Genomic DNA, 23,838 nt, shown 5'->3' on the forward strand with positions numbered 1-23,838 from the left:
ACATCGATCGCAGTTTTGTGAAACGGTGCACGCACGGAAGGGGATCGCCATGCCCGACACCCGATGGACGCCGACCCGCCACGCCCGCAACGGCGCGGTGGAGGTGGCCTACGACCGGCTCGAAGGTGCGGAGGGCGAACCGCTGCTGCTGATCATGGGTCTGGCCACGGCCCGGTTCTGGTGGCCGGCCGGGCTGTGCGAGGCGTTCGCCGCGGCCGGTTTCGCGGTCGCCCGCTACGACCAGCGCGATGCCGGCGAATCCACCCGGCTGCCGGAGACCGCCACCGGCAACCCGTTCCGGGCGCTGTTCGGCAGGCGCGGCGAGGCCTATACGTCCGAGGACATGGTCGACGACGCGATCGCCGTGCTGGACGCCCTCGGCTGGCAGCGCGCGCACGTGTTCGGCCACTCGCTGGGCGGGGTGATCGCGCAACGGATCGCGCTGCGGCACCCGGATCGGGTGCTCGGCGTCACCTCCTCGGCCGCGCTGCCCAGCGACGTCTCCGGCCTGCGCGTACTGCGCTACCTGCGCCCGGGGCTGCTCGCCCGGCTCGCCCGGGCCGAGTTCCCACCGGGACGCGAGGGCGACATCGAGGCCGCGCTCACCGTGTGGCGCGGCATCGCCTCGCCCGGCTACCCGTTCGACGAGGACGCGGCCCGCGCGTGGGTCGAGGCCGACGTGGACAGCGGACCGCGCGACAAGAAGGCGCAGAGCCGGCAGATCGGCGCCCGGTGGCACGGCCCGAAGCTGCGCGAGCTGCGCCGGCCGATGCTGGTCCTGCACGGCGAACAGGACCCGCTGCTGCGCGTGCACGCGGCCAGGACGACCGCGCGCACGGTGCCGGGCGCCCGCCTGGTGACCTTTCCGGGCGTCGGCCACGACCTGCCCGCCGCCCTGTGGACGACCGTCGCCGACGAGGTGCGCGACCTCGCGTCGATCGCACGGGTCTGACCGTTCGCGGGGGCGGGGGCGGTCCGCCGGCACCGGCCCGAGATGCCGGCCGGACCGCGATGGCCCGTTTCCGGTCACCGCCGGTACGCGGCACGGCGTCGGGTGTGTACCACGCCTGTGCGAACAAGGTCCCCGGCGCCGCGCGGGCTGTGCCCGACCCGTGCGGCGCCCAGGTCACAGCGGTTGCACCAGGCGGCTCTCGTACGCGACCACCACCGCCTGCACGCGGTCGCGGACGCCGAGCTTGGCCAGCACCCGGCTCACATGGGTCTTGATCGTGGCGTCCGACAGGTGCAGTCGCGCGGCGATCTCCGCGTTGGACAGGCCGCGCGCGACCTCGATCAGCACCCCGCGTTCGCGCTCGGTCAACTGCGCCAGCCGCGGATCCTCGGCGCCGGGCGCGAGATCGTGCCGCGGCAGCCGGTGCGCGAACGTCTCCAACAGGCGGCGGGTGACCCGGGGCGCGACCACCGCGTCGCCCGCCGCCACCGAGCGGATCGCGCCCAGGAGTTCGGCGGGCAGCGCGTTCTTGAGCAGGAACCCGGAGGCGCCCGCGCGCAGTCCGGCGAAGGCGTACTCGTCCAGGTCGAACGTGGTCAGGATGAGCACCTTGGTGGCCGGGCAGCGCTCGGTGATCAGCCGGGTCGCCTCGATGCCGTCCATGCCGGGCATGCGCACGTCCATCAACACCACGTCCGGGCGCACCGACTCGGCCAGCCGGACCGCGTCCTCGCCGCAGTCGGCCTCGCCCGCCAGTGCCATGTCCTCCTGGGCGTCCAGAACCATCGTGAACGCCATCCGCAGCAGCGGCTGGTCGTCCACCACCAGTACGTCGATGGCCACGTCAGGATCCTCCCGGATCGGTCAGGTGCAACAGCGCCGACACTCGCCAGCCGCCCCCGGGCAACGGCCCGGCCTCCACATCACCACCGTAGACGGCGGCTCGTTCCCGCATGCCGGCCAGCCCCCGCCCGCCCCGCGGTTCCTCCCGGTCGCCGACCTCGCGCGCGCGTGGGCGGCCGTCGTCGACCACGCTCAGCTCCAGCCGTTCGGGCGAACTCCGGACTCGGATCCGCGCGTTCGCGCCGGGATGGGCGTGCTTGAGGGTGTTGGTCAGCGCCTCCTGGGCGAGCCGGTACACCGCCAGTTGCGCGCCCGCCGGCACGTGCCGGGTGTCGCCCTGCACGGTGAGCGTGGTCGGCAGTCCCGCCGCGCGCACCTGTTCGGCCAACGCGCCCAGCCGGGCCAGGTCCGGCTGCGGGTGCCGGGCGGCGTCGGGTTCGTCCTCGTGCAGCACGCCCAGGAAGCGGCGCATCTCGGTGAGCGCCTGCCGGCCCGTGCCGGAGACCTGCTCCATCGCGGCGGCCGAGCGGTCCGGTCTGCTGTGCACGGTCATCGTGGCGGCGTCCGCGAGCGCCACCATCACCGACAGGTTGTGCGTGACGATGTCGTGCATCTCGCGGGCGATCCGCGCCCGTTCGGCCGCCACCGCGAGTTCGGCCTGCTGTTCCTGGTCGCGCTCCAGGCGTTGCGCCCGCTCCTCCAGGGCCAGCAGGTAGCGCCGCCGGGTGCGCAGGTTGGCGCCGAGCACCGCCGCCGTGACGGCCATCGCGCTGAGCCCGACGAACGCGCCGAACCGGTACCCGTCGACGGTCCAGCGCGCGACGGCGAGCACGATGCCGATCTCGACCACGGCGAGCGCGTACAGGGTGCGCCGCCGGTCGCAGGTCGCGGCCACGGTGTACAGCGCGATCAGCAGGCTCGCGTCCGCGCCCGTCCGCGCGTCGAGGGACCACTGCCCCAGCGCCGTGGCCGAGATCACCACGAACACCGCGACCGGGGCCCGGCGGCGCAGCGCGAGCGGCAGGGTCAGCACCGCCCCCGTCACCACCCACGGGGACAGCCGCAGCAGGTTGCCGGCCTCGAAGAGAAACAGCAGGGCCACCGAGAGCGTGGCGTCGGCCCGGACCGGATGCCGGCGGGTGAAGGCCACCACACGTGCCGGTACGGCGGCGAGCGCGTGCTCGCCGCCGAACCGTGCGGAAATCGTGTTCACGCGTCGCGCCGCCGGAGCAGCACCGCCGCCACCGCGAGCGCGGCCGCCGCGTACAGCACGAACACCGTGATGCCCGCTCCCGGGGACAGCACGCCCTCCGTCGGCCGCCACCGGCTGAGCGCCTGACCGGCCTCGCTGGGCAGGTACTTGGTGATGCGCTCCTGCCAGTCGGCGGGCAGCGCGCGCACCACCTCGGGCAGGACCAGCAGCAGTCCGAACACGATCGCGATGCCGCCGGCGGCGTTGCGGACGATCGCGCCGATCCCGATCGCCAGGACGCCGGTGAGGGCGAGGTAGACCGCGACGCCCACGACCACGCGCGGCACGCCCGGGTCGCCGAGCGAGACGTCGATGTGCTCCTTCGCCAGCACCGCCTGTCCGCTCGTGAACGCGACCAGGCAGGTGCCGAGCATCAGCACGAAGGTGGCCGTCGCGAACACCGCGGTCTTGGCCCACAACACCGGAAGCCGGTGCGGCACCGCCGACATGGTGGCCCGGATCGAGCCGGTGGCGTATTCGCCGGTGACCACCAGGACGCCGAGTACGCCGATCGCCAGTTGGGCCAGATACAACCCGGTCAGGCTCGCGTTGGGCGCGGAGAATCGCTCCCGCTCGCCGGCGCTCATGTTCGGCCAGCGGTCGACCGTGCCCGAGGTGATCAGCAGGCCCAGCGCGATCACCAGGAAGACGGCGGTGGCCAGGACCCACAGGGTCGAGCGCAGGCTGCGCAGCTTGATCCACTCGGCGTGGAGCACCCGCGCGAAGGTGACCCGGCCCCGGCCGGCGGCCGTGGAGACGAATCGGGGGACGCCGGCGGTGTCGCCGGCGACGGTCGTGGTGGTCGACATCAGGCCGCCTCGTCCTTGCGGCGGCGGCCCGCGCCGGTCGTCCGCGCCGATCCGGGTCCGCCCGCGGCCACCCGGTACTCGACCGCGTCCCGGGTCGATTCCATGAACGCCTCCTCCAGTGAAGCCTGTTGCGGGACCAGTTCGAACAGGGTGATGCCGTGCGCCGCCGCGACCCGGCCGATGTCGTCGCTGGACACCCCGGACACCTCCAGGACGTCCCGCTCGTGGCCGCTGATCCGCACCCGGGGGCCGAACAGCAGCGCGCGCAGCCGGTCGGCGTCGGGCGTACGGACCCGGACCTGGTCGGGCGCGGCGTTGTGGATGAACTCGGCGACCGAGACGTCGGCGATCAGCCGGCCGCGGCCGACCACGATCAGGTGCTCGGCGGTGAGCGCCATCTCGCTCATCAGGTGCGAGGACAGGAAGACCGTGCGGCCCTCGGCGGCCAGCGACTTGAGCAGCGTGCGGATCCACAACACGCCCTCGGGGTCGAGCCCGTTGACCGGCTCGTCCAGCACCAGCGTGGCCGGATCGCCCAGCAGCGCGGTGGCGATGCCCAGGCGCTGACCCATGCCCAGCGAGAAGCCGCCGACCCGCCTGCGGGCCACCTCGTCCAGGCCGACCATCTCGATCACCTCGCGCACCCGGCGGGTGGGGATGCCGGTGGTGGCGGCCATCGACAACAGGTGGTTGTACGCCGAGCGCCCGGTGTGCACGGCCTTGGCCTCCAGCAGCGCCCCGACCTCGTGCAGCGGGGCGCGATGGTCCGCGTAGCGGCGGCCGTTGACGGTGATCGTGCCGGAGGTGGGGTGGTCCAGGCCCAGGATCATCCGCATCGTGGTGGACTTGCCGGCGCCGTTGGGGCCCAGGAAGCCGGTGACCACGCCGGGGCGGACGGTGAAGGTCAGTGCCTCGACGGCGGTCTTGGGCCCGTAGCGCTTGGTGAGTGCGTCGGCTTTGATCATCGCTGCCGTCTCCGTGGCTCCGGTGCTTGGGCACCTCCGCGAGGAGGGCCGTCGGGCGGGTGCCCGATCTGCCCTCAACGCTAGCCGGCGGCCGGGACCGTGACGATCGCCGTGGGGGCGAACCCGGGAGCGGCGAATGTGGGCCCCGAGGGTGAACGCGTCCGTCGCTGGGATGACCCGCCGGGTGCCGGCGTCGGCTGTTCCGGGTGCCCGGCGTCGGCTATTCCGGGTGCCCGCTCGCGCGCCACAGGGCCAGGGCCGCCGCCGGGGGCTGCCACGCCGGGTCCAGTCGGGCGATCGTGACGAACGTGTCCAGGAGCAGCATCACCAGCAGGTGGTGCACCGCCTCGCGCTCCAGTTCCCGGCGGGCGAGCCAGTCCAGGGTGACCCCCTCGACGCAGTACAACCAGCCGATCAGCGCGGCGCGGGCGATCGGCGACAGGTCGGACCGACCGTAGGCCCCCTCGGCGAGCGAGGTGAGCATCTCCTCGCGGACGCGTTCGCGGATGGTGAGCACGTCGGTGTCGAAGCCGACCCCGCCGCTGACCACCGTGCGGTAGGCGGCCTCGTTGCCCTGGGCGAAGCGCAGGTAGCCGTCCAGCACGTTGCGCAGCCGATCGGCGGCGGGTTGGTCGGCATCGCTGCGGGCGCGGGCGACCAGGTCGGCGACCGAGTCCTCGATCACCGCGAGGTAGTAGCCGCGCTTGTTCCGGAAGTAGTAGTAGAGCAGGCCCTTGGCCACGTTGGCGCGGGCCGCGATCTCGTCCACGGACAACGCGTCGTAGGAGGTGTTGGCGAACAACTGCCGTCCGATGGCCACGAGTTCGGCTCGGCGCGCCTGGGAGCGTTCGGAGTCGGGCGGGGTCCGGCGGCCCTGCGGTCGGGGGCGTTGACTTTGATTCAAAACGGCGCCTAGTCTCGATCGCGGCAAGGTGTGTGCACGGGTCGGCGGTGACGCGGCGGGGGCGGTTCCGCTCCAAGTCGCACGTCCACGGCAAGAGTACCGGCGAAGACCTCGCGAAAGTCGGGGAACTCCTTCCCGAACACCCCTCGGTCGCGCGCCTGTCGACCGATCGTGCCGCCGTTCGTCTCCGGATCGACGTGCGCGCCCGACAGTCCCCCGTATCCGCGGACAAGCTCACCGCCGACATCGCGCCCGGGCCGTTCCGCGCACCGGGCGGGGCCTCGGCAAAGTGGGCCCCGGTGCCGTCCGAGCAAGGTATTGACTTTTATTCAACACTCCCTACTGTGAGGTAACAAGAATCCTTCCGACGAAGGAGCACCGCCATGTCCTCGGTTCCACCCGCCCCGACGGCCTTGCGGATCGCCCGACGCTCGACCCGAACTCCGGGACAGGGAGCGGCCATTCGCGCCGACGAACACCACGACCTGGCACTCGACCCGCGCGACGTGCGGTTCGACTGGTCGCGCCTTCCGATGCACTGGGTGCCGCAGGAGCCCATGGCCACGCACACGATGAACGTGCTGCACCTGCTGCTCCCCGAGGGCGAGCGCTGGTTCGTGCGCACCTTCCGGGAGGCGCTGCCGCTGATCGCCGACGAGCGGCTGCGCGAGGACGTGATCGGCTTCATCGGCCAGGAGTCCGTGCACGCCGAGGCACACCAGGGCGTGCTGGACCTGCTGCTCGCCAAGGGCCTGGACCCGGCACCGTTCGTGCGCCAGGTCGAATGGCTCTTCCACCGGGTGCTCGGCGGCCGGGACGACCTGACCGGCGCGGCCCGCCGGGAGAATCTGATCGAGCGCGTCGCGATCATCGCCGCGATCGAGCACTTCACCGCGTTCCTGGGCGACTGGGTGCTCAACGCGCCCGGCCTGGACCGGGCCGAGGTGGACCCCACGATGCTCGACCTGCTGCGCTGGCACGGCGCAGAGGAGGTCGAACACCGCAGCGTCGCCTACGACTTGCTGGTCCACCTGGACCCCGGCTACCTGCGGCGCATGCGCACCATGGCGGTCACCGGGCCGGTACTGACCTGGCTGTGGGTGCGCGGTGTGCGCTTCCTGATGCTCACCGATCCCGAGCTGGAAGGTCGGGCCAGGCCGACCTGGCGGGCGTACGTACAGGCTTCGCGTCGGGGGCTGTTGCCCGGACTGACCGGGGCCGCGCGGTCCGCCGCGCGCTACGTCAAGCCGCGCTACCACCCCACCCAGGAGGGCTCGACCCGCCAGGCCGTCGCGTACCTGGCCCGCTCACCCGCCGCCCGCGCCGCCGCCCGCTGAGCGCGCCCCCGCCCGCCGTCCGTCCCGGACACCGAGGATGCCGAGGATGCCCATGAGCCCGTCCACGCCGCCGACTTCGATATCCGGCGGGCCGAGCACCGTGCCACCGGACCTGTACGGGCGCGAGCGCGCCGACCGGATGATGCGCGCGCTGACCGTGCTCGGCCGGCTGCACACCGACGCGGTCGCGCACCGCGGCCGGCGGCGGGCCCGAGCCGGCGCGCCCGACGCCCCGCCCCGGCCGGCGGGAATGCTCGAACTCGTGGTCCGCGAGCGGGTCGTCGAGGCACGGGAGGTGATCTCGCTGCGGCTGACCGCACCTGCCGGCGGCCGGCTGCCCGGCTGGCAGCCCGGCGCCCACCTGCTCCTGGAACTGCCCTCCGGGCGCCGCCGGCACTACTCGCTGTGCGGCGACCCCCTGGACCGCTACACCTACCGGATCGCGATCCGCCGACTGCCCGAGGGCGGCGGCGGATCGGTGGAGATGCACGACGCACTGCCGGTGGGCGCGACGCTGCGCACGATCGGCCCGCGCAACGCGTTCCCCTTCGCCGCCGAACCCGCCGTGCTGTTCCTGGCCGGCGGCATCGGCATCACCCCGATCCTGCCGATGGTGCGTCAGGCCGCCCGGGCGGGCCTGGACTGGCGGCTGATCCACCTCGGCCGCACCCGCGCCTCGCTGCCGTTCGGCGCCGAGCTGAGCGAACTGGACGGCTCGGGCGGGCGGTTCGAGGTGCGTGCGGACGACGAGGCGGGCCCGCCCGACTGCGCGGAGCTGGTGGGCCGAGCGCCCGCCGGGGCCGCGGTGTACTGCTGCGGGCCGGCGCCCATGCTGGCCGGCGTCCGCGCTGCCGTCGACGCCGGTCCGGGCGGCGGTCTGCACTTCGAGCGCTTCGCGCCCGCCCCGGTGGTCGACGGGCGGCCGTTCGAACTGCGCCTGCGGCGCGCTGGGATCGATCTGGCCGTGCCCGCCGATCGACCCGCCCTGGACGTGCTGCGCGAGGCCCTGCCCCAGACCGCCTACTCGTGCCGTCAGGGATTTTGCGGTGTGTGCCGGGTACGGGTGCTGGCGGGCGAGGTCGACCACCGCGATCTGCGGCTGACCGACGACGAGCGGGCGGCCGGCGCGATGTTGGTGTGCGTGTCGCGCGCCGCGGCGGGCGAGCGGCTGATCCTGGATCTGTGAGCGACCGCGCGGGCGGGGTGTCCGCGTTCGCCATCCCACCCCCCACGAAGGCGGAGGACATGAGCACACGGCCACAGGTTCCGGCGGCACGAGCGCCCCGGGGGATCCCGGCGTTCGCGTTCGACGAGGTCGACCTTGATCGTTTCCGCGACGTGCAGCGGCTGGCCTACCGCTGCGCCGAGCGCGTCGCGGCCTGGATCGAGCCGGGCGTGACGGAGCGTCAGACCGCCGCGCGGCTGCGCCGCGAACTGGTGGCGGAGGGAGTCCGGGACTTCTTCCACATCCCGTTCGCGTGGTTCGGCGACCGCACCGCCTTCCGGAACTTCCACAGCCCGCTGCAGTTCTTCGCCACCGGCCGGGTGCTTGCCGAGGGCATGCCGTACGTGCTGGACTGCGCGCCGATCGTGGACGGGTACACCGCCGACATCGGCTATGCCGGCAAGGTCGGCGAGAACGCGGTGTGGGATCGCCTGGTCCTCGACCTCGGCGCGTACCGCGACCTGATCCTGCGCGAGGTCAAGGCGGGCAAGCCGCTCGACGACGTGTACCGCGCGGTGGACGCGCTGATCCTCGAACACGGCTACGACAACCGGCATCGGGTCTATCCCGGCCGGGTGATCGGCCATCGGGTCACCCGGGTGACGCTGCGCCGGCCGGTCGGGGTGAACGCCCTGGGCTTCGGCGTGCGCACACTGCGCACCCTGGGCCGGGAACTGATCGGCGAGCGGCTGCACGGGCGTTCGCCGCTGTGGGCGGACGGACGGGCGTCCCGGCACGCGCCGACGCCCGGACTGTGGGCGGTGGAGCCGCACATCGCGTTGCGTGCGGTGGGCGCCAAATTCGAGGAGTTGCTGGTGGTCACCGACGACGACGCGTACTGGCTGGACGAGGACGTGCCGCACGTGCACCGGGTGCGTGCGGCGGGCGGGCGATGACGGCGCCGCCCGCGACCGACGCGAAGCGCGTCGTGGACGTGGTCGAGGACCTGCGCACCCGCACGGTGGTCTCCGCCGGGGTGTCCCTGGCGGTGTACGAACAGGGCCCGGAGGAACGGCCGTTGGTGCTGCTGGTACACGGGTACCCGGACAGCCATCGGGTCTGGGACGACGTCGCCGCCGACCTGGAACGCGATCACCGGGTGGTCCGCTACGACGTGCGCGGCGCGGGAGCCTCCGGCGCGCCCGGGAGTCGGTACGGCTACCGGCTCGAACAACTGGCGGCCGACCTGTTCGCGGTGTTGGCTGCGGTCGCGCCGGATCGGCCGGCGCACGTGCTGGCCCACGACTGGGGCTCGATCCAGGCCTGGGAGGCGGTCACCGATCGGGCCGGCCCGCGCCGGATCGCCTCGTACACCTCGATCTCCGGGCCCTGTCTGGACCACGTCGGGCACTGGGCCCGCGCCCGGTTCGCCCGGCCCACCCCCCGGCATCTGCGGCAACTCGCGGCGCAGTCCGTGCGCTCGTGGTACATCACCGCGTTCCACCTGCCGGTGCTCGCGCCCGCGACCTGGCGGCTGGGACTGGCCGCCCGCTGGGATCGGGTGCTGGCCGGGGCGGAGGGGATCCGGCCGCGCGCCGGGCACCCGCAGCCCACGCTGGTCGAGGACGCGGTGCGCGGGATCGCGCTGTACCGCGCCAACATGCTGCCGCGGATGGTGTTGCCGGGCCGCCGGGAGACGACCGTGCCGGTACAACTGATCACGCTCACCGACGACCGCTACGTCGGGGCGGCGCTGTCCGAGGGCCTGGAACGCTGGGTGCCTCGGCTGTGGCGGCGGAGTGTCGCCGCGGGCCACTGGTCCGCCCTCCTGGAGAAGGGACCGACCGTGGCCCGAATGACCCGCGAGTTCGTCGAACACATCGAGCACGGCACCGCGACACCGGCGCTGGACCTGGCCCGGCAACGCGAACGCCCGTCTGGCGACGACCCGTTCGCGGGGCGACTCGCGCTGGTCACCGGCGCGGGAGGTGGGATCGGGCGGGCCACCGCGGTCGCGTTCGCCGAACAGGGCGCGGATGTGGTGGTGTGCGATCTGGATCTGCCCGCCGCCGAGCGCACGGCCGAACTCGCCCGGTTGTACGGGCGGACGGCGCACGCGTATCGGGTGGACGTGGCCGACGGCGCGGCGATGGACGCGTTCGCCGCCGAGGTCGTGCACGCGCACGGCGTCCCGGACATCGTGGTCAACAACGCGGGTGTGGGTCACTCGGGCACGTTCCTGGCCACGACGAACGCCGAGTGGAAGCGTGTGCTCGACGTCAACCTGTGGGGCGTGATCCACGGCTGCCGGGCGTTCGGCACGCTGCTGGCCGAGCGCGGCGAGGGCGGGCACATCGTCAACCTCGCGTCGGCGGCGGCGTATACGCCAGCCAAGATGCTGGCGGCGTACGCGACGAGCAAGGCCGCGGTGGCGATGTTGTCCGACTGCCTGCGGGCCGAGCTCGCCGGTTCGGGCGTGCGGGTGAGCACGATCTGCCCCGGCATCGTGAACACCGGGATCACCCGCAGCACCACCTTCTCCGGCGTGGACGACACCGAACAGGACGCGCGTCGGGAACGGTTCTCCAGGCTGTACGCCCGGCGGAACTACCCGCCGGAGAAGGTCGCCGACCAGATCGTGCGGGCGATCCGACGGCGGCGGGCGGTGGTGCCGGTGACGCCGGAGGCGAAGGCGGGCCGGTTGCTGAGTCGGGTGTCGCCGGGGGCGATGCGGGTGCTGGCGCGGGTCGGGATGGGCTGACGGCCGCGGGCCGACGGCTCCGACGCCGGTCGGGCGGTGGATCGATGCGCCCGACCGGCGTCGTGGGGTGAGAGCTACCGGACGCCTTCGCGGGGCTCTGGCGCTCGAGTCGCCTCGGGCCCTTGGGTCGCCTCGGGCCCTTGGATCGCTTCAGCCACCTCGGGCGCCTCGGGCGTCCCGGGTACCCGTGGCGCATCGGGCGCGTGGGTCGCGTCGGGCGCGTGGGTCGCCGCGCTCGCCCGGGTCGCCCGACGCGTCACCCCCGCCACCGCAAGGGCGGTGACCATCAGGATCGTGCTCACCCACACCGGCGCGCGGTAGCCGAACCCGGCGTCGATGGCCAAGCCGCCGAGCCAGGGCCCGAGGGCGCCGCCCACGTTGAAGGCGGCGGTGGCGCCCGCTCCGGCCAACGCCGAGGTCTCCGGGGCGAGTCGAAGCACCCGGGAGATCAAGGCCGTTCCGGTGCCGAACGCGAGCATCCCCTGCACCGGGACGAGCACGATCACCGCGACCGGATGAGCGGCCGTCGCCGCGAGCAGGGCCCATCCCACCGCCAGCGCCGCCATGCCGGCCGTGATCAGCGCGTTCGGCCGCGCGTCGACGACGCGGCCCGCGACGGTGACGCCGACGAACGAGCCCACCCCGAACAGCGCGAGCGTGAGCGGCACCCATCCGTCGCCGAGCCCGGCGACGTCGGTGACCAGCGGTTCGAGGTAGGAGAACGTACCGAACGTCGCGCCCTGGACGAGCGCGCTCAGCAGCAGGGTGATCAGCAGCGGCGGCGTGGACAGGGCCCGCAGTTCGCGGCGCGCGCCGACCGCGGCATCCGCCATGACCGGCCGGTTCGGCACCGTGCGGGCGATCGCGAACACGGCCGGCAGCGACACCAGGGCCACCGCCCAGAACGCCGAGCGCCACCCCCACCACGCGCCCAGCAACGCACCGGCGGGCACCCCCGCCACACACGCGAGGGTGACCCCGCCGACCACCACGGACGTGGCCCGGGCGCGACGTTCGGGCCCGGCCAGGTCGATCGCGGTCACCAGGGCCACCGCCCAGAACCCGGCGTTGGCGAGTGCGCCGACCACCCGGGTGGCCAGCAGGACCGGGTGGTTCGGGGCGAGCGCGCCGACCACGTGCACGGCGATGAACACGCCCAGGAACGACAACAGCGCGCGCCGGCGGGGCCAGGTGCGGCTCAGCAGCGCCATCGCGGGCGCGCCGACCACCATCCCGATCGCGAACGCCGAGGTCAGCAGCCCGGCGGTGGGAATGGACACGTGCAGGTCGGCGGCGATGCCCGAGAGCAGGCCGGACAGCATGAACTCCGAGGTGCCCTGGGCGAAGACCGCGAGCCCGAGCACGTAGACAGCGAATGGCATGACGAAACCCCATGGACGTCCGAGGGATCCGATCCGGATCCGATTGGGCAGGGGTGGGCCGCGTCCGCGCGTGCGCACGACACCGGCTTGTTCGCCCGGGTGTCGCAACTGCGGCGCGGAGCCCACACTTCGCTGCTCCGGCGACTCGGATGGCGGTCATGCCCGCGGGCGGGTCGAAGCACGCCCTCGGCTCGCTGCTGCGGCCGGGCGGCTCAGTTCATCGACACGTTCGACAGGAGGTCGGCCACCGCTTCACCGGCGGCCGTCGTCTGTCCGACTCGGGGCTGGACACGATCGGGAAGCTACCAGCCGGACCCGCCCGGCCTCCACCGGTTTCCGGGCGGAAACACCTGCGGCATCCGCACGCCATGGTGCATGATGATGCCGAGTAAGACATATTCATGCATCATCGAGTCGTCGAGTCGAGGTCCACCCATGGGATATTCCACTCTCAAAGGCCGCAATCTGCTCTCCCTGCGCGACGTCGGCGCAAACGAGATCACCGAGTTGCTCGACCGGGCGGCGGACACCAAGGAGCGGGCCGCGCACGGCGAACGTGTCCCGGTCCTGGCCGGTCGCAACATCGCACTGATCTTTCTCAAGCCCTCGTGCCGCACCCGGGTCTCGTTCGTGGTCGCCGCCACGCAGTCCGGCGCGCATCCGGAGCTCTTCGGCCGCGAGGACATCCGGTTCGGCGTCAAGGAGTCCGTCCGCGACATCGCCCGGGTGTTCGGTCGGGTCTTCGACGGCGTGATGTTCCGCGGCTTCGAGCACGCGACGATCGCCGAGTTCGCGCGCCACGCGGGCGTACCGGTGTGGAACGGCCTGTGCGACTCGTACCATCCCACCCAGGTCCTCGCCGACCTGCTCACCCTGCGCGAGAACTTCGGTCGTCTGGAGGGCCTGCCCGTCACCTACGTCGGCGACGGCCGCAACAACGTGGCGTACACGCTGGCCATCGCCGCCGCCAAACTCGGTCTGGACCTGCGCGTCCTGGCCCCCGAGCCGCTGCACCCGAACCCCGGATCCATCGCCGAGCTGCTCGCCGAGGCCGAGTCCCCGCACGCCGCGATCACCGTCACCGCGTCGCCCGCCCATGCCCTGGCCGACTCGGCGGCCGTCTACGGCGACGTGTGGGTGTCCATGGGCGAGGAGGCGCACACCCGCGAACGCGTCGACCTGCTCCGGGACTTGAAGGTCACCCCCGACCTGATGGCCGGCACCGGGCGCGCGGACACCATCTACCTGCACTGCCTCCCGGCCTTCCACGACCTCGACACCGAGACCGCCCGCGCGCACCCGGACATCCTCGAAGTGGACGACGAGGTCTTCGAAGGCCCTCGAAGCCGCGTCTTCGAGCAATCCGAGAACCGCATGCACACCGCGAAGGCCCTGATGCAACTCACCATCGCGGGCTGACCGAAGGCGCTCTCGCACACACCCCCGGAGCCGACGGCGCGGCGCTCCGAGGCGCGGCGCTCCCGGGACGCGGCGCGGCACGGCGCTACCCCAGGAACGTCGCCGTGGTCCGCACGAAACGGTCGGCGTCGTCGAGCCAGGGGAAGTGGCCGGCCCCGGCCTGGACCACGAGTTCGGCGTGCGGGAACAACGCGGCGAACTCCCCCATCACCCGCGGCGGACCGGAGATGTCGACCTCGCCGGCGAGCAGGAGGACCGGCGCCCCGAAGCGGGCCAGCGCCGCGCGGGTGGCGGCCGGGTCGAACGCGCCCTCCGCCCCGAAAGCGGCCGCCGCCTCGTCGTTGCGCTGGGTGTCCTCGGCCGCGCGATGCGCCCGGGCCCGATCGTCCCAGACGCCGTAGGCGAACGGCGCGATGGCGCCCCACGTATCCGCCGCGGCCCGGCCGGCCACGATCGCCTCCAGGGCCGCGAACGCCTGCGGGAACCACGGCTCGGCCCGGCGCAGCCGCGCGGTTTCGGTCCGGTCCGTCGCGGTGATCGCGAGCCCGACGCCCATCACGCTGGGCGTGACCAGCACGAGCCGGCCCACCCGTTCGGGGTGCCGGCTCACGTACCGCCCGGCCAGGTTCGCGCCCGCCGAATGCGCGAGCAGGTCCATCCGCGCCAGGCCGAGGTGCCCACGCAGCGCCTCGACGTCCTCGACGAGCCGGTCGCAGCGGTACGAGGAGGTGTCCTGCGGCTTCGCCGACTCGCCGGTCCCGCGCAGGTCGAGCATGATCAACCGGCGGTGCCCGGCCAGGCCGCCGAGGTCGCCGAGGTAGGCGGAGGCCTGCATGGGCCCGCCGGGCAGACACACCAAGGGCGCGCCGTCCCCCGACACGTGGTACGCGAGCGGGGTCCCGTCGTGCGCGGAGAAGGTAGGCATGGCCACGACCCTGCCGGCCGCCCGCACCCCGGGCAATCGGCTTCCCGCACGTGCGCCGCCCCGCCCGCCGAAGGCGCGGGCGCGACCCGACCGACGAAACGTCGGCCGGGCCTCTTCGCGCGCGACCAGACATTCGCCCACTCGACCTCTGGCGACCCATTCGGGGTGGTTCTCCGGTTTCACGGACGAAACGCCGTATGAAGTAGTCTCCCGCCGACGAATCGTCCTCGCGTCGTCCGCCGCCCCCGGGCCGTGTCCTCAGGCGCCGAACATCCCGGGCGACTCGCCCGAGGGGCGCGGCGAGGACACGTGGTAGCGGCCGCAGGTCATCGACCAGTCCAGGTTGCCGCGGATCCACGCGCCCATGCCCCGCACATAGCGCGCCAGTCGTTCGTCCCCCTCCTCGGCCAGCGGCCCGGCCAGTCGTTGGAACAGGGCCATCTGCTCCTCGCACATCCGCACCGCCTCCGCCAACGCGTCGGCCAACGGACGATCGAGGTGCCGGGCCAGCGCGGTGATCAGATTGACGTGGCCCGGCCAGTACAACTCACGCAGGCCGGAGAGGATGTCGTGGGTGTAGGCGATCGCCAGCGCGGCGGCCCGTTCGCAGCGGCGCACGTCGGGCCGCGCCCACAGCGGGCCCGGCAGGTAGCAGTCGTCGGCCAGTTCGATGAGCACGAAGCACATGCCGCGCATCAGGATCGTCGACTCCCGCAGCCGGATGTACTGCGCCAGGTCGGGCGTGACGCCCCGGACCCGATAGATCGCCTCCGCGGCGACCGCCGCCAGATACCGGTTGAAGCCGTCGGTGAACCGCTCCACCTGCTCGGGGTCGGCCGCCATGCCGGCCAGCCGGATGCGCAGATCCAGCAGCGCGGCCGGATACCGCCCGGGCGGCTCGGGGATCTCCGCCGGGCCGTGCAACACCCGCTGGCAGCACAGGATGTGCTCGGCCAGATCCTCGATCCGGCCCTGCGCCGGGGCGCGTTCGGAGAACCGGTCGTCCTGGAGGAACAGCCACACCATCGCCTGCGCCGCCAACACGGCGCCGTCGAGGCTGCCGTGCGGATGGGTGAGCGCGCCGAGTGCGCCGAACCGGGCGGCCCGCGCGCTCGATTCCTCCTGCGGTGTGCGGATGTAGTCGAATCGCCGCATCCACTCGATCGTCCGGTCGGTCACCTCCTGTTCCGCCGCGTGCCGGGCCGGCGCGATCGGGCACCACAATCGCGGGGTCTCGAGCCCGGTCGCCGGATGTCGGTGGTCAGTCGCCGTCGCCGCCGCCGGCACGATGGGCTGGGCAGCGAGCCGGTGCGCCTTCATCGGCGGTCTCCCTCGGTCCGTGGATTCCGTTGGTACGCGGTTCGACCGTCAGGTTCAGCGGGACCGGCGACAGAGTCATCCGCAGCAGCGGCGCCGCGTCCGGCGTACCGGGGACCTTGGCCGGCCGCACCCGGGAGAGGATCGCCGCGGCGGCGAGCGTGGCCTCGGTCATGCCGTACGCGTCGCCGATGCACTTGCGGGTGCCGGCCCCGAACGGGATGAACGCCTCGCGCTGTTCCCGGCCGACGGCCGCGGGCAGCCAACGGTCGGGGTCGAATCGCTCCGGGTCGGCGAACACGCCCGGGTCGCGGTGCAGGCAGTACGGGCTGAACAACACCTCGTCGCCCGCCTCGAGCCGGGTGCCGTCGAGGGTGATCGGCTCGACGACCCGGCGACTGAGGATCGACACCGACGGGTACAGCCGCAGTGTCTCGGTCAGTGCCCGGCCCAGCCGGGGCAACCGCGCGATGTCCTCGTGGCCGGGGGCGCGACCGGCCAGGACGGAGTCCACCTCCGCGGTCACCTCCCGGCTCCTCGCCTCCTCCCGGGAGAGCACGCAGAACAGCCACGCCAACAGGTCGGCGGTGGCCGGGATGCCGCCGATCATCAAGGTGGCGATCTGATCGCACACCTCGTCGTCGGTGAACGCCCGACCGTGCTCGTCGCGGGCGGACATGATCGTGGCCAGACCGTCGTGCATCTCCTCGTCCCGGACCCGATAGGCGGCGACCATGCGGGCGATCAGGCTGCGGGCGGTCACCCGGGCCCGCTCGAAACGGCGGTTCGCCGGCAGCGGCGCCTTGTGCACGAGGCCGATGGGGATCACCATCTGCCACCACATGCCGGGCATCAGCACGGTGTACGCCGCTTCGATCTCGGCGGTCAGCCGGGCCTGCGCGGGATCGGAGAACAGCGTGCGGGTCAGCGCGCGGCAGGCCAGCCGGCGCATGTCCCGGCACACGTCGATGATCTGGCCGGGCTGCCACGAGGAGACGAGGTCCCGGGCGCAGTCGACCATGGCATCCGTATAGGAGACGATGCACCGCTTGCGGAACGCCTGGTTCATCAACGGACGTTGGTAGCGGTGGTCGCCTGCGGCGCAGGTACCGAGGCCGTCGCCGATCAGCGTGCGGGCGGCGTCCACGAACGGACCGCCCTTGTCGAACCGGTGCGCCTCGGTGACCAGCACCTTGTGCACCGGTTCGGGACGGGTGATCAGGTAGGCGAGCTTGGGGCCCAGGCGCAGGCGCACCACGGGGGCGATCGCGTGCTGCGCCAGCAGGAACGACATGGGGTCGCGCCACATGGGCAGGGTGTGCCCCAGGATCGGTAGGGCGTGGGCGGCCATCGGCGGCGCGATGGCGGTGGTGGGCGTGGACATGGAGCGCTCCTTGGATCCGCTGTCCGTCGCGGGGCACGCCCGTGGCCGACCGCAGACGTCCGCGGCACCGGGCGTTGCCCCCGTCACCGGGCCATGCTCGCGCTCCCGGGCCCGGTCGGTAAGGGCGTGCGGGGTCGCACGCGGGGGCGCCGGCCACGATGGTTGGCGCGCCCTGCCGGTACGACGCCGCGATGGTCACACTGGCGGGCACGGGGGCTGGGCGAACCACGCGAAGGAGTGGCCTGTGCTGACTCTCGACGATGTGCCCACCGCCGCGGGCGGCCTGCCGGGAGTGGGACATCTGCACCGACTCGCCGGCGACCGGCTGCGATTCCTCGAATCCCTGCGCCGGCTGGGGCCGTTGGTGCGGATCCGGCTCGGTACCGCACCGATGTACGTGGTCACCGACCCGGACCTGGTGCACCAGGTGCAGTCGTCCAAGGGACGCAGCTTCGGCCGCGGAAGGCAGTTCCAACGCATGGTGCCGCTGCTGGGCCACGGGGTGATCACCTCGGACGGGGAGCTGTACCACCGGCAACGGCTGACCATCCGAAAGGCGTTCGGACCCGCCCACGTCGAGCGGCACCTGGCGTCGGTATACCGACAGGTGGAACTGCGCTGCGCCGACTGGACGCCCGGGTGTCCGGTGGACGTGATGGGCGAGTTGAGGGCGCTCGCGGTCGCGGAGACCGCGGAGACGCTCTTCTCCGGGCGGCTGAGCACAGACGTGCTCGCCCGGTTGGCGGAGGTGCTTCCGGTGATCGAGAAGGCGGCGGTGGAGCGCCCGATGATGCCCAAGTCGGTGGACCGGATGCCGCTGCCCTTCGTCCGCCGAGGGGAGGCGGCGATGGTCCGCATGCGCGCGGTGGTCGACGAGGCGGTGGCCGCCTGCCGCGACGCCGAACCGGCGCACGCGCGGGCGGCGGACGTGGTGGGATGCCTGCTGGCGGCCCGCGACCCGGACACCGGTGCGCCGTTGCGCGACGAGCTCGTGCGCGACGAGGTGATCGCGATGCTCATCGGCGGTGCGGCCAACGTGCCGACCACCTTGGCCTGGACGTGGTTCCGCCTGGCGCTGCGTCCCGGCGCGCAGGAGCGCATGCTGGCCGAGATCGCGACACTGGAGGGCGTCCCCACGATGGCCGACTTGGCCCGACTGCCCTACACCCGGGCGGTGCTGTACGAGGCGATGCGCCTGCACTCGGTCCAGCTCGTGACCCAACGCACCACCGCCGCCGTGGAGTTGGGCGGGGTGATGCTGCCGGTGGACACCGACACCGCCTATAGCCAGCACTCCCTGCACACCGATCCGCGGCTGTTCCCGCATCCCAAGGTGTTCTCGCCCGAGCGGTGGTTGCCGGGCGGCGGATGGCAGCCGCCGCGGCACGCGTTCACCCCGTACGGCGGTGGCCGGTTCAAGTGCATCGGGGACAACTTCGCCGGGATGCAGATGATGGCCACCCTGGTGGCGGTGGGTCGACGCTGGAGCTTCGAGCCGCCGGCGGGTCTGCGGGTGGGAGTGTCGGTGCGCGAGCCCATTCCCAGCCCGACCGGACTGACCCTCTTGGTGCGTCCGGTGGGGTAGCCGCCCGGGCCCGGGGGCGGAGGGTCGGGGCGTCCCGCGTGCCCGGCCGCTCGCGCGGCGGCCCACCGGGGCGGCCGTGTTTGCCAGTTCGTGACGGACGGTGCGAACTCGCCCACGGCGGGTATCGATCGGTCTAGCCTGGCCGCTGAACGAGCGCCGGCCGCATCGACCGGAACCGCAGGGGGCCGACATGGCATGGAATTCGCGCAGCTACGACGGGCCGGACGGGCCGCCCGGGACGGAAGGAGCGGACGGGCCACCCGGGCGGGACCGGCGGCACCGGCAGCACCGGCAGCACCGGCAGCACCGGCAGCACCGGCCCGGCGAACGGCCGGAACGACCGGAACGACCGGAACGGCCCGACGAACGCGTCGGGGTGAGCCGATGAGTTCGCCGACCCAGCTTCGCCCGGCGGTCCCCCTGCACCGACTGGACGTCCCCGCGCCGAGCATCCTGCCGTTCGCGATCGGCTCGTTCGACACGATCGGGCCGATGTCGCGCGCCGACTTCCCCCATCGGCACACCTTCTACGAGATCGTCTTCGTGACCGGCGGGCGCGGCACACACGTGATCGACCTAATGCCGCGCACGGTCACCCCGCCGCACCTGTTCTTCGTCGCGCCCGGCCAGGTGCACTTCTGGCACCGGATGCGGGAACTCACCGGCTGGGTCGTCCTGTTCAACGACGACTTCCTGCTCACCCACCCCGAGGACCGGGACACGGTACGCGACCTGGCCGGACACCCGAGGCTGCGACCCACACCCGAGGCGGCACCGGGGCTGGCCGGGGTGGTGGCCGAGATGCGGCGCGAATACGCCGAGCAGGGCGAGGGGTTCATCCCGATCCTGCAGGCGTACCTGCACGTGCTGATCCTGCGCGCGGCACGACTCGCGGCACGAAGCGGCCCGGACGGCGACCCCGATCCCGATCCGGGCCCCACCGCCGTCATCGCCCAGCGCTTCACCCGGCTGCTGGACGGGCCGGTGGACCTGGATCCCCTGGATCGCACGGTCGGCGCGTATGCCGCCCAACTGGGCGTATCGGTGGGCCACCTCAACCACGCGGTGAAGAGCACGACCGGGCGCACCCCCGGTCAGATCATCCGCCAGACCCAGGTGGTCGAGGCCAAACGGCTGCTCGCGGGCAGTGATCTGACGGTGCGCCAGGTCGCCGATCGGGTGGGATTCGCGGACCCCGCGTACTTCTGCCGATTCTTCCGCCGGGAGACCGGAAGCACCCCCGGGGAGTACCGCCGGGACATCAACGCGAAGCACCACGAGGGCCGTGCTTTGTCCATCGACGCACCCGATCGGCGCGCATAGGTTCAGACCAATCGCGAGTGGGCGGATCGATTCCTCGACCCTGCCCGCCCGTCCCCCTCGCCGAGGAGAGGTCGCCGTGGACACCGACAACACCGATCAGGACGAGCCCGTCAGGCACGGCATCACCCGCAAGAACCTGCTCAAGGCGGCCCTGGTGGCCGCCCCCCTCCCGCTGCTCATCGGCGGCGTGCCCGCGCTGGCCAGGGCGCAGCGCGAGTCGGGCACGCTGGAACCCACCCCCTTCTGCCACGACGGCGACGAGCCCACGATCGCGCAGACCGAGGGCCCGTACTTCAAGCCCAACTCACCGCTGCGCTCGGTGCTCACCACCCCCAACACCCCGGGTGTGCCGCTCACCGTCTCCGGATACGTGTTCGGCCGGCAGTGTCAGCCACTGGCGAACGTACTGCTCGACTTCTGGCAGGCGGACACCAACGGCAACTACGACAACGTCGGATACACCTTCCGGGGCCACCAGTTCACCAACGCCCAGGGGGCGTACTCGCTGACCACGATCGTGCCGGGCCTGTACCCCGGCCGCACCCGGCACCTGCACATGAAGGTCCAGGCGCCCAACCGCGGCATCCTCACCACGCAGACGTACTTCCCGGGTGAGCCGCGCAACAACACCGACACCATCTTCGACCCCCGCCTGCTGATGACGGTGCGCACGGTCGGCAACGGCAGGCAGGCGTCCTTCGACTTCGTGCTGAACGTGAACGGCGTACCGCCGACCACGCAGCCGCCGACGAGCGAACCGCCCACCAACCCGCCGGGCGGCACCTGGCGCGTGGGCACCAACTACGCGGCCGGCAGCACGGCGACCTACGGCGGCCAGAACTACCGCTGCCTGCAGGGCCACACCGCACAACCGGGCTGGGAGCCGCCCAACGTGCCGGCTCTGTGGCAGCGGATCTGATCGACACCCTCGGGGGGAGGCGAGTCGATCACGGGCCCCGGCGGCGCCACCCGCCGGGGCCCAACGCATGCCCGGCGCCGGTCACCGACCGGGAGCTTCGCGGCAAAGGCCAACGACGGTTCCGTCGGTACCTTGCTCCGCGCCAGACCTCGTCATCGCTCATTCGGGGCGTTTGTTGTACCGCTCCAGGGCTGCCTTCGACGTGGACGCGTCTTTGAAGACCAGTTCCCACGGTCCCGTGTTCACGTCGAACTCCTTGCCGAATCCGACCCACTTCCCGGACATACGGCGGCTGGTCGGCTCCACGAGGAGTTGGATCGCCCCGTGGTAGCGCGCCCCCTGGTAGTAGCCGTCGTTCGCGGTCTGCTCCGTCCACGTACCCGTCACGACGTTCCGATCGACGGCCGGATCGAGAGTCAGCGGGGAGTCCGAGGAGCCGGGCAGGCTGCGCGCCGTGAGCCGGTTGCCGTGTTGCAACAGGATGACGTGGTGCTGTCCGACGTACGTTCCGTTCCGGCCACTGGAGTAGTATTCGTACCGGCTGAGCCATATCCCGCTGTAGCTGCCTTGGGCGGCCTCATGAGTGTCGGCGCCGGGCGTGTTGCGGGCGGCTGCCACTCCGGTGGGCGAGGGCTTCAGATCATGGCCACCGGCTCAGTCGTCGGAGAGCCGCGCCACGGGTACCGCCAGTGTGAAGCCGAGCGCGCCGATCGGAAGGCCGGTGACGGACTCGAGGGCACGTGCGTAGACCGGCCGTGGCGCTGCGACTTCACCCGCTTCCCAGCGTTGGACGTGTCGCTTGCTGCACCCGTTGGGTTCCCCCGACCGTTCGCCGGCGTTGCGAACGGCCCGGGCCATTTCGTCCTGACTCAGAAGCAGCCCCATGCGGACCGCGCGAAGTGTGCTGTTCGGCTCCGTCATGCGGATCACGGTAGACGTGCGCACACGCTTCCGACACCGACTTGCCGCCCCTAATGACGCCGGAATGCCGTCTTCTCTGTCGCCGCGCGGGTCTACCGCGCACCGCCAACGTCTGTGTATGGAGCTGAATCGGCGGCAGAACCTCGGCGCTGGGCTTGTCCATTCCCCGCACGGCGCGCCGAGAGCCACGGACCGCTACCCGAATCGGAGTGATGCGCGATGCCGGATGAGCCGGTTGCGGAAAGCCCGCCCGAGTATCGCCTTTCACGCATCGATGGCCGAACACTGTCGGGGTACGCGCTCGTACGGCCGATCCGTGCGCGGAAGGGGGCAGGGGGAACCGGCAACCTCCGTTCACAGTTGGTCGGACCCTCTGCCCCGTCCGATCGGATGCGAAAGCCGCACCCCGTATGGGAGTTCGGGCCACCGCGCTGACCGATGGCGAGGTGATCACGATCGAGGTGGACCCGGCCCTGGCGGCACAAGCCAAAGAGAGCCTGATCGCTTGCCGCGCCGCACCGTTCGTTGTCGTGGGCGACGGATTGCGGGGGTACCCGGACGGCGCACCGTACGACCGCCTCATCGCGACCATGGCGGTTCAGCACGTGCCGTACGAGTGGCCGGAGCAAGTGAAGCCCGGCGGTGTGATCCTCACACCCTGGGGAACCGCGTTCCACAACAGCGGGCTTCTACGTCTTGTCGTCAACAGCGACGGCACGGCGAGCGGTCCGTTCGTGGGCAGCGTGAACTTCATGTGGGCACGGTCGCAACGTCGAAGGTTCGACACCCGCGAGTTCGTGGGCGACGTCATCCCGGACCCGGCACCGGACAGGGTGCGACACACCACGACCGACCCAAGACGCATGAGGGAGGAGCACACAGAGTTCGCGATCGGGCTCCGACTGCCGGATGTCGAGCAACGCGTGTACTTCGGGCGCGGCGACGCTGCGGACGAGTACACGCAATGGCTCAGTGACGGCTTGTCGTGGGCATCGGTGGACTACGTGCCCGGGGCCGACAAGTTCGAGGTGAACGAGTCCGGACCACGTGATCTGTGGGCGGAGATCGAAACCGCCTACGACGCGTGGCGTGCCCAGGGCGAGCCCGCGCGCGAACAGCACGGGGTCACCGTGAGCCCGGACGGGCAACGGACATGGGTCGACGGCCCGAACCGCCGAGTGGAGATCGGACCGGCGCCCATCACCCAGCACCCGGGTCAGCCCCAACCCGAAGCAACCGGGGTCGGGGCTGACCTACTTCAGCTTTCGGTGTCCTTGTCGCGTGCGAACACGAACGTGCCTCGTTGTGGCTTCGTCTCGACGTGGCCGGCCTCGCGCACGATCGCGACCGCGCGCCGGGCTGTTTCCCGAGCCACGTCATGGGTCCGCATGAAGACCGGCAACGGGCACGACTCGCCGAACTCGCCGAACTCGCCGAAGCATCGCACCGACTCGTGCATGACTGGACCGTGGCAGTACGCGCAGCGGCAGTGATGGCGTGATGCACGCCCCCTCGTATCGCGTGTGCTGCCGCTGCGAGGCAGGGCGTGACAACTGCGTACCGGTACTCGTCCGGCCCGGCACCAGGGGGTGCACGACGCCGACGGACGCCCGCGGGCGCCGTCCGAAGGCACCGACGCCGAACGGACCCGCTCGCGTCGAGACCTTCCATCGCG

The 23,838-nt window shown here is 72.3% G+C and carries 18 protein-coding genes and 2 pseudogenes; 10 read left to right on the forward strand and 10 right to left on the reverse strand.

Annotated features, from left to right (window positions below):
- The first annotated feature begins 49 nt into the window (after window positions 1–49).
- Window positions 50–952 carry an alpha/beta fold hydrolase gene (locus ACWCPW_RS16065; RefSeq protein WP_449762158.1) on the forward strand — a complete coding sequence of 301 codons (903 nt, stop codon included), beginning with the start codon at window positions 50–52 and terminating at the stop codon, window positions 950–952.
- Window positions 953–1,126: 174 nt separating this feature from the next.
- On the opposite strand, the gene ACWCPW_RS16070 is transcribed toward ACWCPW_RS16065, so the two are convergent.
- From ACWCPW_RS16070 to ACWCPW_RS16090, 5 genes are all read right to left on the reverse strand, one after another.
- A complete protein-coding gene (locus tag ACWCPW_RS16070; protein WP_449762159.1) occupies window positions 1,127–1,795 on the reverse strand; it encodes a response regulator in 669 nt (222 codons plus the stop codon).
- 1 nt (window position 1,796) lies between these two features.
- Window positions 1,797–3,008 carry a sensor histidine kinase gene (locus ACWCPW_RS16075; protein WP_449762160.1) on the reverse strand — a complete coding sequence of 404 codons (1,212 nt, stop codon included), beginning with the start codon at window positions 3,006–3,008 and terminating at the stop codon, window positions 1,797–1,799.
- Window positions 3,005–3,856 carry an ABC transporter permease gene (locus ACWCPW_RS16080; protein ID WP_449762161.1) on the reverse strand — a complete coding sequence of 284 codons (852 nt, stop codon included), beginning with the start codon at window positions 3,854–3,856 and terminating at the stop codon, window positions 3,005–3,007. Before ACWCPW_RS16080 ends, ACWCPW_RS16075 begins: the two co-directional genes overlap by 4 nt.
- On the reverse strand, window positions 3,856–4,821 hold the full coding sequence (locus ACWCPW_RS16085) for an ABC transporter ATP-binding protein (RefSeq protein ID WP_449762162.1): 966 nt from the start codon (window positions 4,819–4,821) through the stop codon (window positions 3,856–3,858). Before ACWCPW_RS16085 ends, ACWCPW_RS16080 begins: the two co-directional genes overlap by 1 nt.
- A 220-nt stretch (window positions 4,822–5,041) precedes the next feature.
- A complete protein-coding gene (locus ACWCPW_RS16090; RefSeq protein ID WP_449762163.1) occupies window positions 5,042–5,725 on the reverse strand; it encodes a TetR/AcrR family transcriptional regulator in 684 nt (227 codons plus the stop codon).
- Between the two features lie 383 nt (window positions 5,726–6,108).
- Here ACWCPW_RS16090 and ACWCPW_RS16095 point away from each other — a divergent pair, with 383 nt between their 5' ends.
- Genes ACWCPW_RS16095 through ACWCPW_RS16110 form a run of 4 tightly spaced genes read left to right on the forward strand, consistent with a single transcriptional unit; the run spans window position 6,109 to window position 10,988 of the window.
- Window positions 6,109–7,062 carry a metal-dependent hydrolase gene (locus tag ACWCPW_RS16095; RefSeq protein ID WP_449762164.1) on the forward strand — a complete coding sequence of 318 codons (954 nt, stop codon included), beginning with the start codon at window positions 6,109–6,111 and terminating at the stop codon, window positions 7,060–7,062.
- A 52-nt stretch (window positions 7,063–7,114) separates the two neighbouring features.
- Window positions 7,115–8,248, forward strand: coding sequence for a PDR/VanB family oxidoreductase (locus ACWCPW_RS16100; protein WP_449762165.1), 1,134 nt, complete (start codon window positions 7,115–7,117; stop codon window positions 8,246–8,248).
- 59 nt (window positions 8,249–8,307) lie between these two features.
- Complete coding sequence (locus ACWCPW_RS16105) at window positions 8,308–9,183, forward strand: M24 family metallopeptidase (RefSeq protein WP_449762166.1); 876 nt, start codon at window positions 8,308–8,310, stop codon at window positions 9,181–9,183.
- Window positions 9,180–10,988, forward strand: a complete 1,809-nt coding sequence (locus tag ACWCPW_RS16110) for an SDR family oxidoreductase (protein ID WP_449762167.1) — start codon at window positions 9,180–9,182, stop codon at window positions 10,986–10,988. Before ACWCPW_RS16105 ends, ACWCPW_RS16110 begins: the two co-directional genes overlap by 4 nt.
- 218 nt (window positions 10,989–11,206) lie before the next feature.
- Here the strand turns inward: ACWCPW_RS16110 and ACWCPW_RS16115 are convergent.
- Window positions 11,207–12,370, reverse strand: a pseudogene (locus ACWCPW_RS16115) (Cmx/CmrA family chloramphenicol efflux MFS transporter); the annotation flags it as partial.
- Between the two features lie 435 nt (window positions 12,371–12,805).
- Between ACWCPW_RS16115 and argF the strand changes: the two are divergent.
- On the forward strand, window positions 12,806–13,789 hold the full coding sequence (argF, locus tag ACWCPW_RS16120; protein ID WP_449762168.1) for an ornithine carbamoyltransferase: 984 nt from the start codon (window positions 12,806–12,808) through the stop codon (window positions 13,787–13,789).
- Between the two features lie 85 nt (window positions 13,790–13,874).
- Here argF and ACWCPW_RS16125 read toward each other — a convergent pair whose 3' ends face one another.
- From ACWCPW_RS16125 to ACWCPW_RS16135, 3 genes are all read right to left on the reverse strand, one after another.
- Entirely contained in the window at window positions 13,875–14,714 is an 840-nt protein-coding gene (locus ACWCPW_RS16125) for an alpha/beta fold hydrolase (protein WP_449762169.1), read from the reverse strand.
- Between the two features lie 258 nt (window positions 14,715–14,972).
- The gene (locus ACWCPW_RS16130) at window positions 14,973–15,893 is read right to left on the reverse strand and encodes a terpene synthase family protein (RefSeq protein WP_449762170.1); all 921 of its coding nucleotides are present in this window, start codon (window positions 15,891–15,893) and stop codon (window positions 14,973–14,975) included.
- Between the two features lie 82 nt (window positions 15,894–15,975).
- On the reverse strand, window positions 15,976–17,415 hold the full coding sequence (locus tag ACWCPW_RS16135; RefSeq protein WP_449762171.1) for a cytochrome P450: 1,440 nt from the start codon (window positions 17,413–17,415) through the stop codon (window positions 15,976–15,978).
- 244 nt (window positions 17,416–17,659) lie between these two features.
- Between ACWCPW_RS16135 and ACWCPW_RS16140 the strand changes: the two genes are divergently transcribed.
- The 3 genes from ACWCPW_RS16140 to ACWCPW_RS16150 all read left to right on the forward strand — a co-directional run bounded on the left by ACWCPW_RS16140 (window position 17,660) and on the right by ACWCPW_RS16150 (window position 21,242).
- Window positions 17,660–19,000: a cytochrome P450 gene (locus ACWCPW_RS16140; RefSeq protein ID WP_449762172.1), complete on the forward strand. Its 1,341-nt coding sequence runs from the start codon at window positions 17,660–17,662 to the stop codon at window positions 18,998–19,000.
- Window positions 19,001–19,384: 384 nt separating this feature from the next.
- The gene (locus tag ACWCPW_RS16145) at window positions 19,385–20,323 is read left to right on the forward strand and encodes an AraC family transcriptional regulator (RefSeq protein ID WP_449762173.1); all 939 of its coding nucleotides are present in this window, start codon (window positions 19,385–19,387) and stop codon (window positions 20,321–20,323) included.
- 76 nt (window positions 20,324–20,399) lie between these two features.
- Window positions 20,400–21,242, forward strand: a complete 843-nt coding sequence (locus tag ACWCPW_RS16150; protein WP_449762174.1) for a dioxygenase family protein — start codon at window positions 20,400–20,402, stop codon at window positions 21,240–21,242.
- A gap of 159 nt (window positions 21,243–21,401) precedes the next feature.
- Here ACWCPW_RS16150 and ACWCPW_RS16155 read toward each other — a convergent pair.
- Window positions 21,402–22,163: pseudogene (locus ACWCPW_RS16155) on the reverse strand (XRE family transcriptional regulator).
- Between the two features lie 446 nt (window positions 22,164–22,609).
- Here ACWCPW_RS16155 and ACWCPW_RS16160 point away from each other — a divergent pair.
- Window positions 22,610–23,656 carry a hypothetical protein gene (locus ACWCPW_RS16160; protein ID WP_449762175.1) on the forward strand — a complete coding sequence of 349 codons (1,047 nt, stop codon included), beginning with the start codon at window positions 22,610–22,612 and terminating at the stop codon, window positions 23,654–23,656.
- Window positions 23,657–23,838 lie beyond the last annotated feature (182 nt).

Source organism: Embleya sp. NPDC001921, from assembly GCF_053594475.1.

Coding starts and splice junctions, on each gene's coding strand:
- ACWCPW_RS16065 (WP_449762158.1), top strand. CDS start 50: ATGCCCGACACCCGATGGACGCCGACCCGCCACGCCCGCAACGGCGCG.
- ACWCPW_RS16080 (WP_449762161.1), bottom strand. CDS start 3,856: ATGTCGACCACCACGACCGTCGCCGGCGACACCGCCGGCGTCCCCCGA.
- ACWCPW_RS16085 (WP_449762162.1), bottom strand. CDS start 4,821: ATGATCAAAGCCGACGCACTCACCAAGCGCTACGGGCCCAAGACCGCC.
- ACWCPW_RS16095 (WP_449762164.1), top strand. CDS start 6,109: ATGTCCTCGGTTCCACCCGCCCCGACGGCCTTGCGGATCGCCCGACGC.
- ACWCPW_RS16100 (WP_449762165.1), top strand. CDS start 7,115: ATGAGCCCGTCCACGCCGCCGACTTCGATATCCGGCGGGCCGAGCACC.
- ACWCPW_RS16105 (WP_449762166.1), top strand. CDS start 8,308: ATGAGCACACGGCCACAGGTTCCGGCGGCACGAGCGCCCCGGGGGATC.
- ACWCPW_RS16110 (WP_449762167.1), top strand. CDS start 9,180: ATGACGGCGCCGCCCGCGACCGACGCGAAGCGCGTCGTGGACGTGGTC.
- argF (WP_449762168.1), top strand. CDS start 12,806: ATGGGATATTCCACTCTCAAAGGCCGCAATCTGCTCTCCCTGCGCGAC.
- ACWCPW_RS16125 (WP_449762169.1), bottom strand. CDS start 14,714: ATGCCTACCTTCTCCGCGCACGACGGGACCCCGCTCGCGTACCACGTG.
- ACWCPW_RS16135 (WP_449762171.1), bottom strand. CDS start 17,415: ATGTCCACGCCCACCACCGCCATCGCGCCGCCGATGGCCGCCCACGCC.
- ACWCPW_RS16145 (WP_449762173.1), top strand. CDS start 19,385: ATGAGTTCGCCGACCCAGCTTCGCCCGGCGGTCCCCCTGCACCGACTG.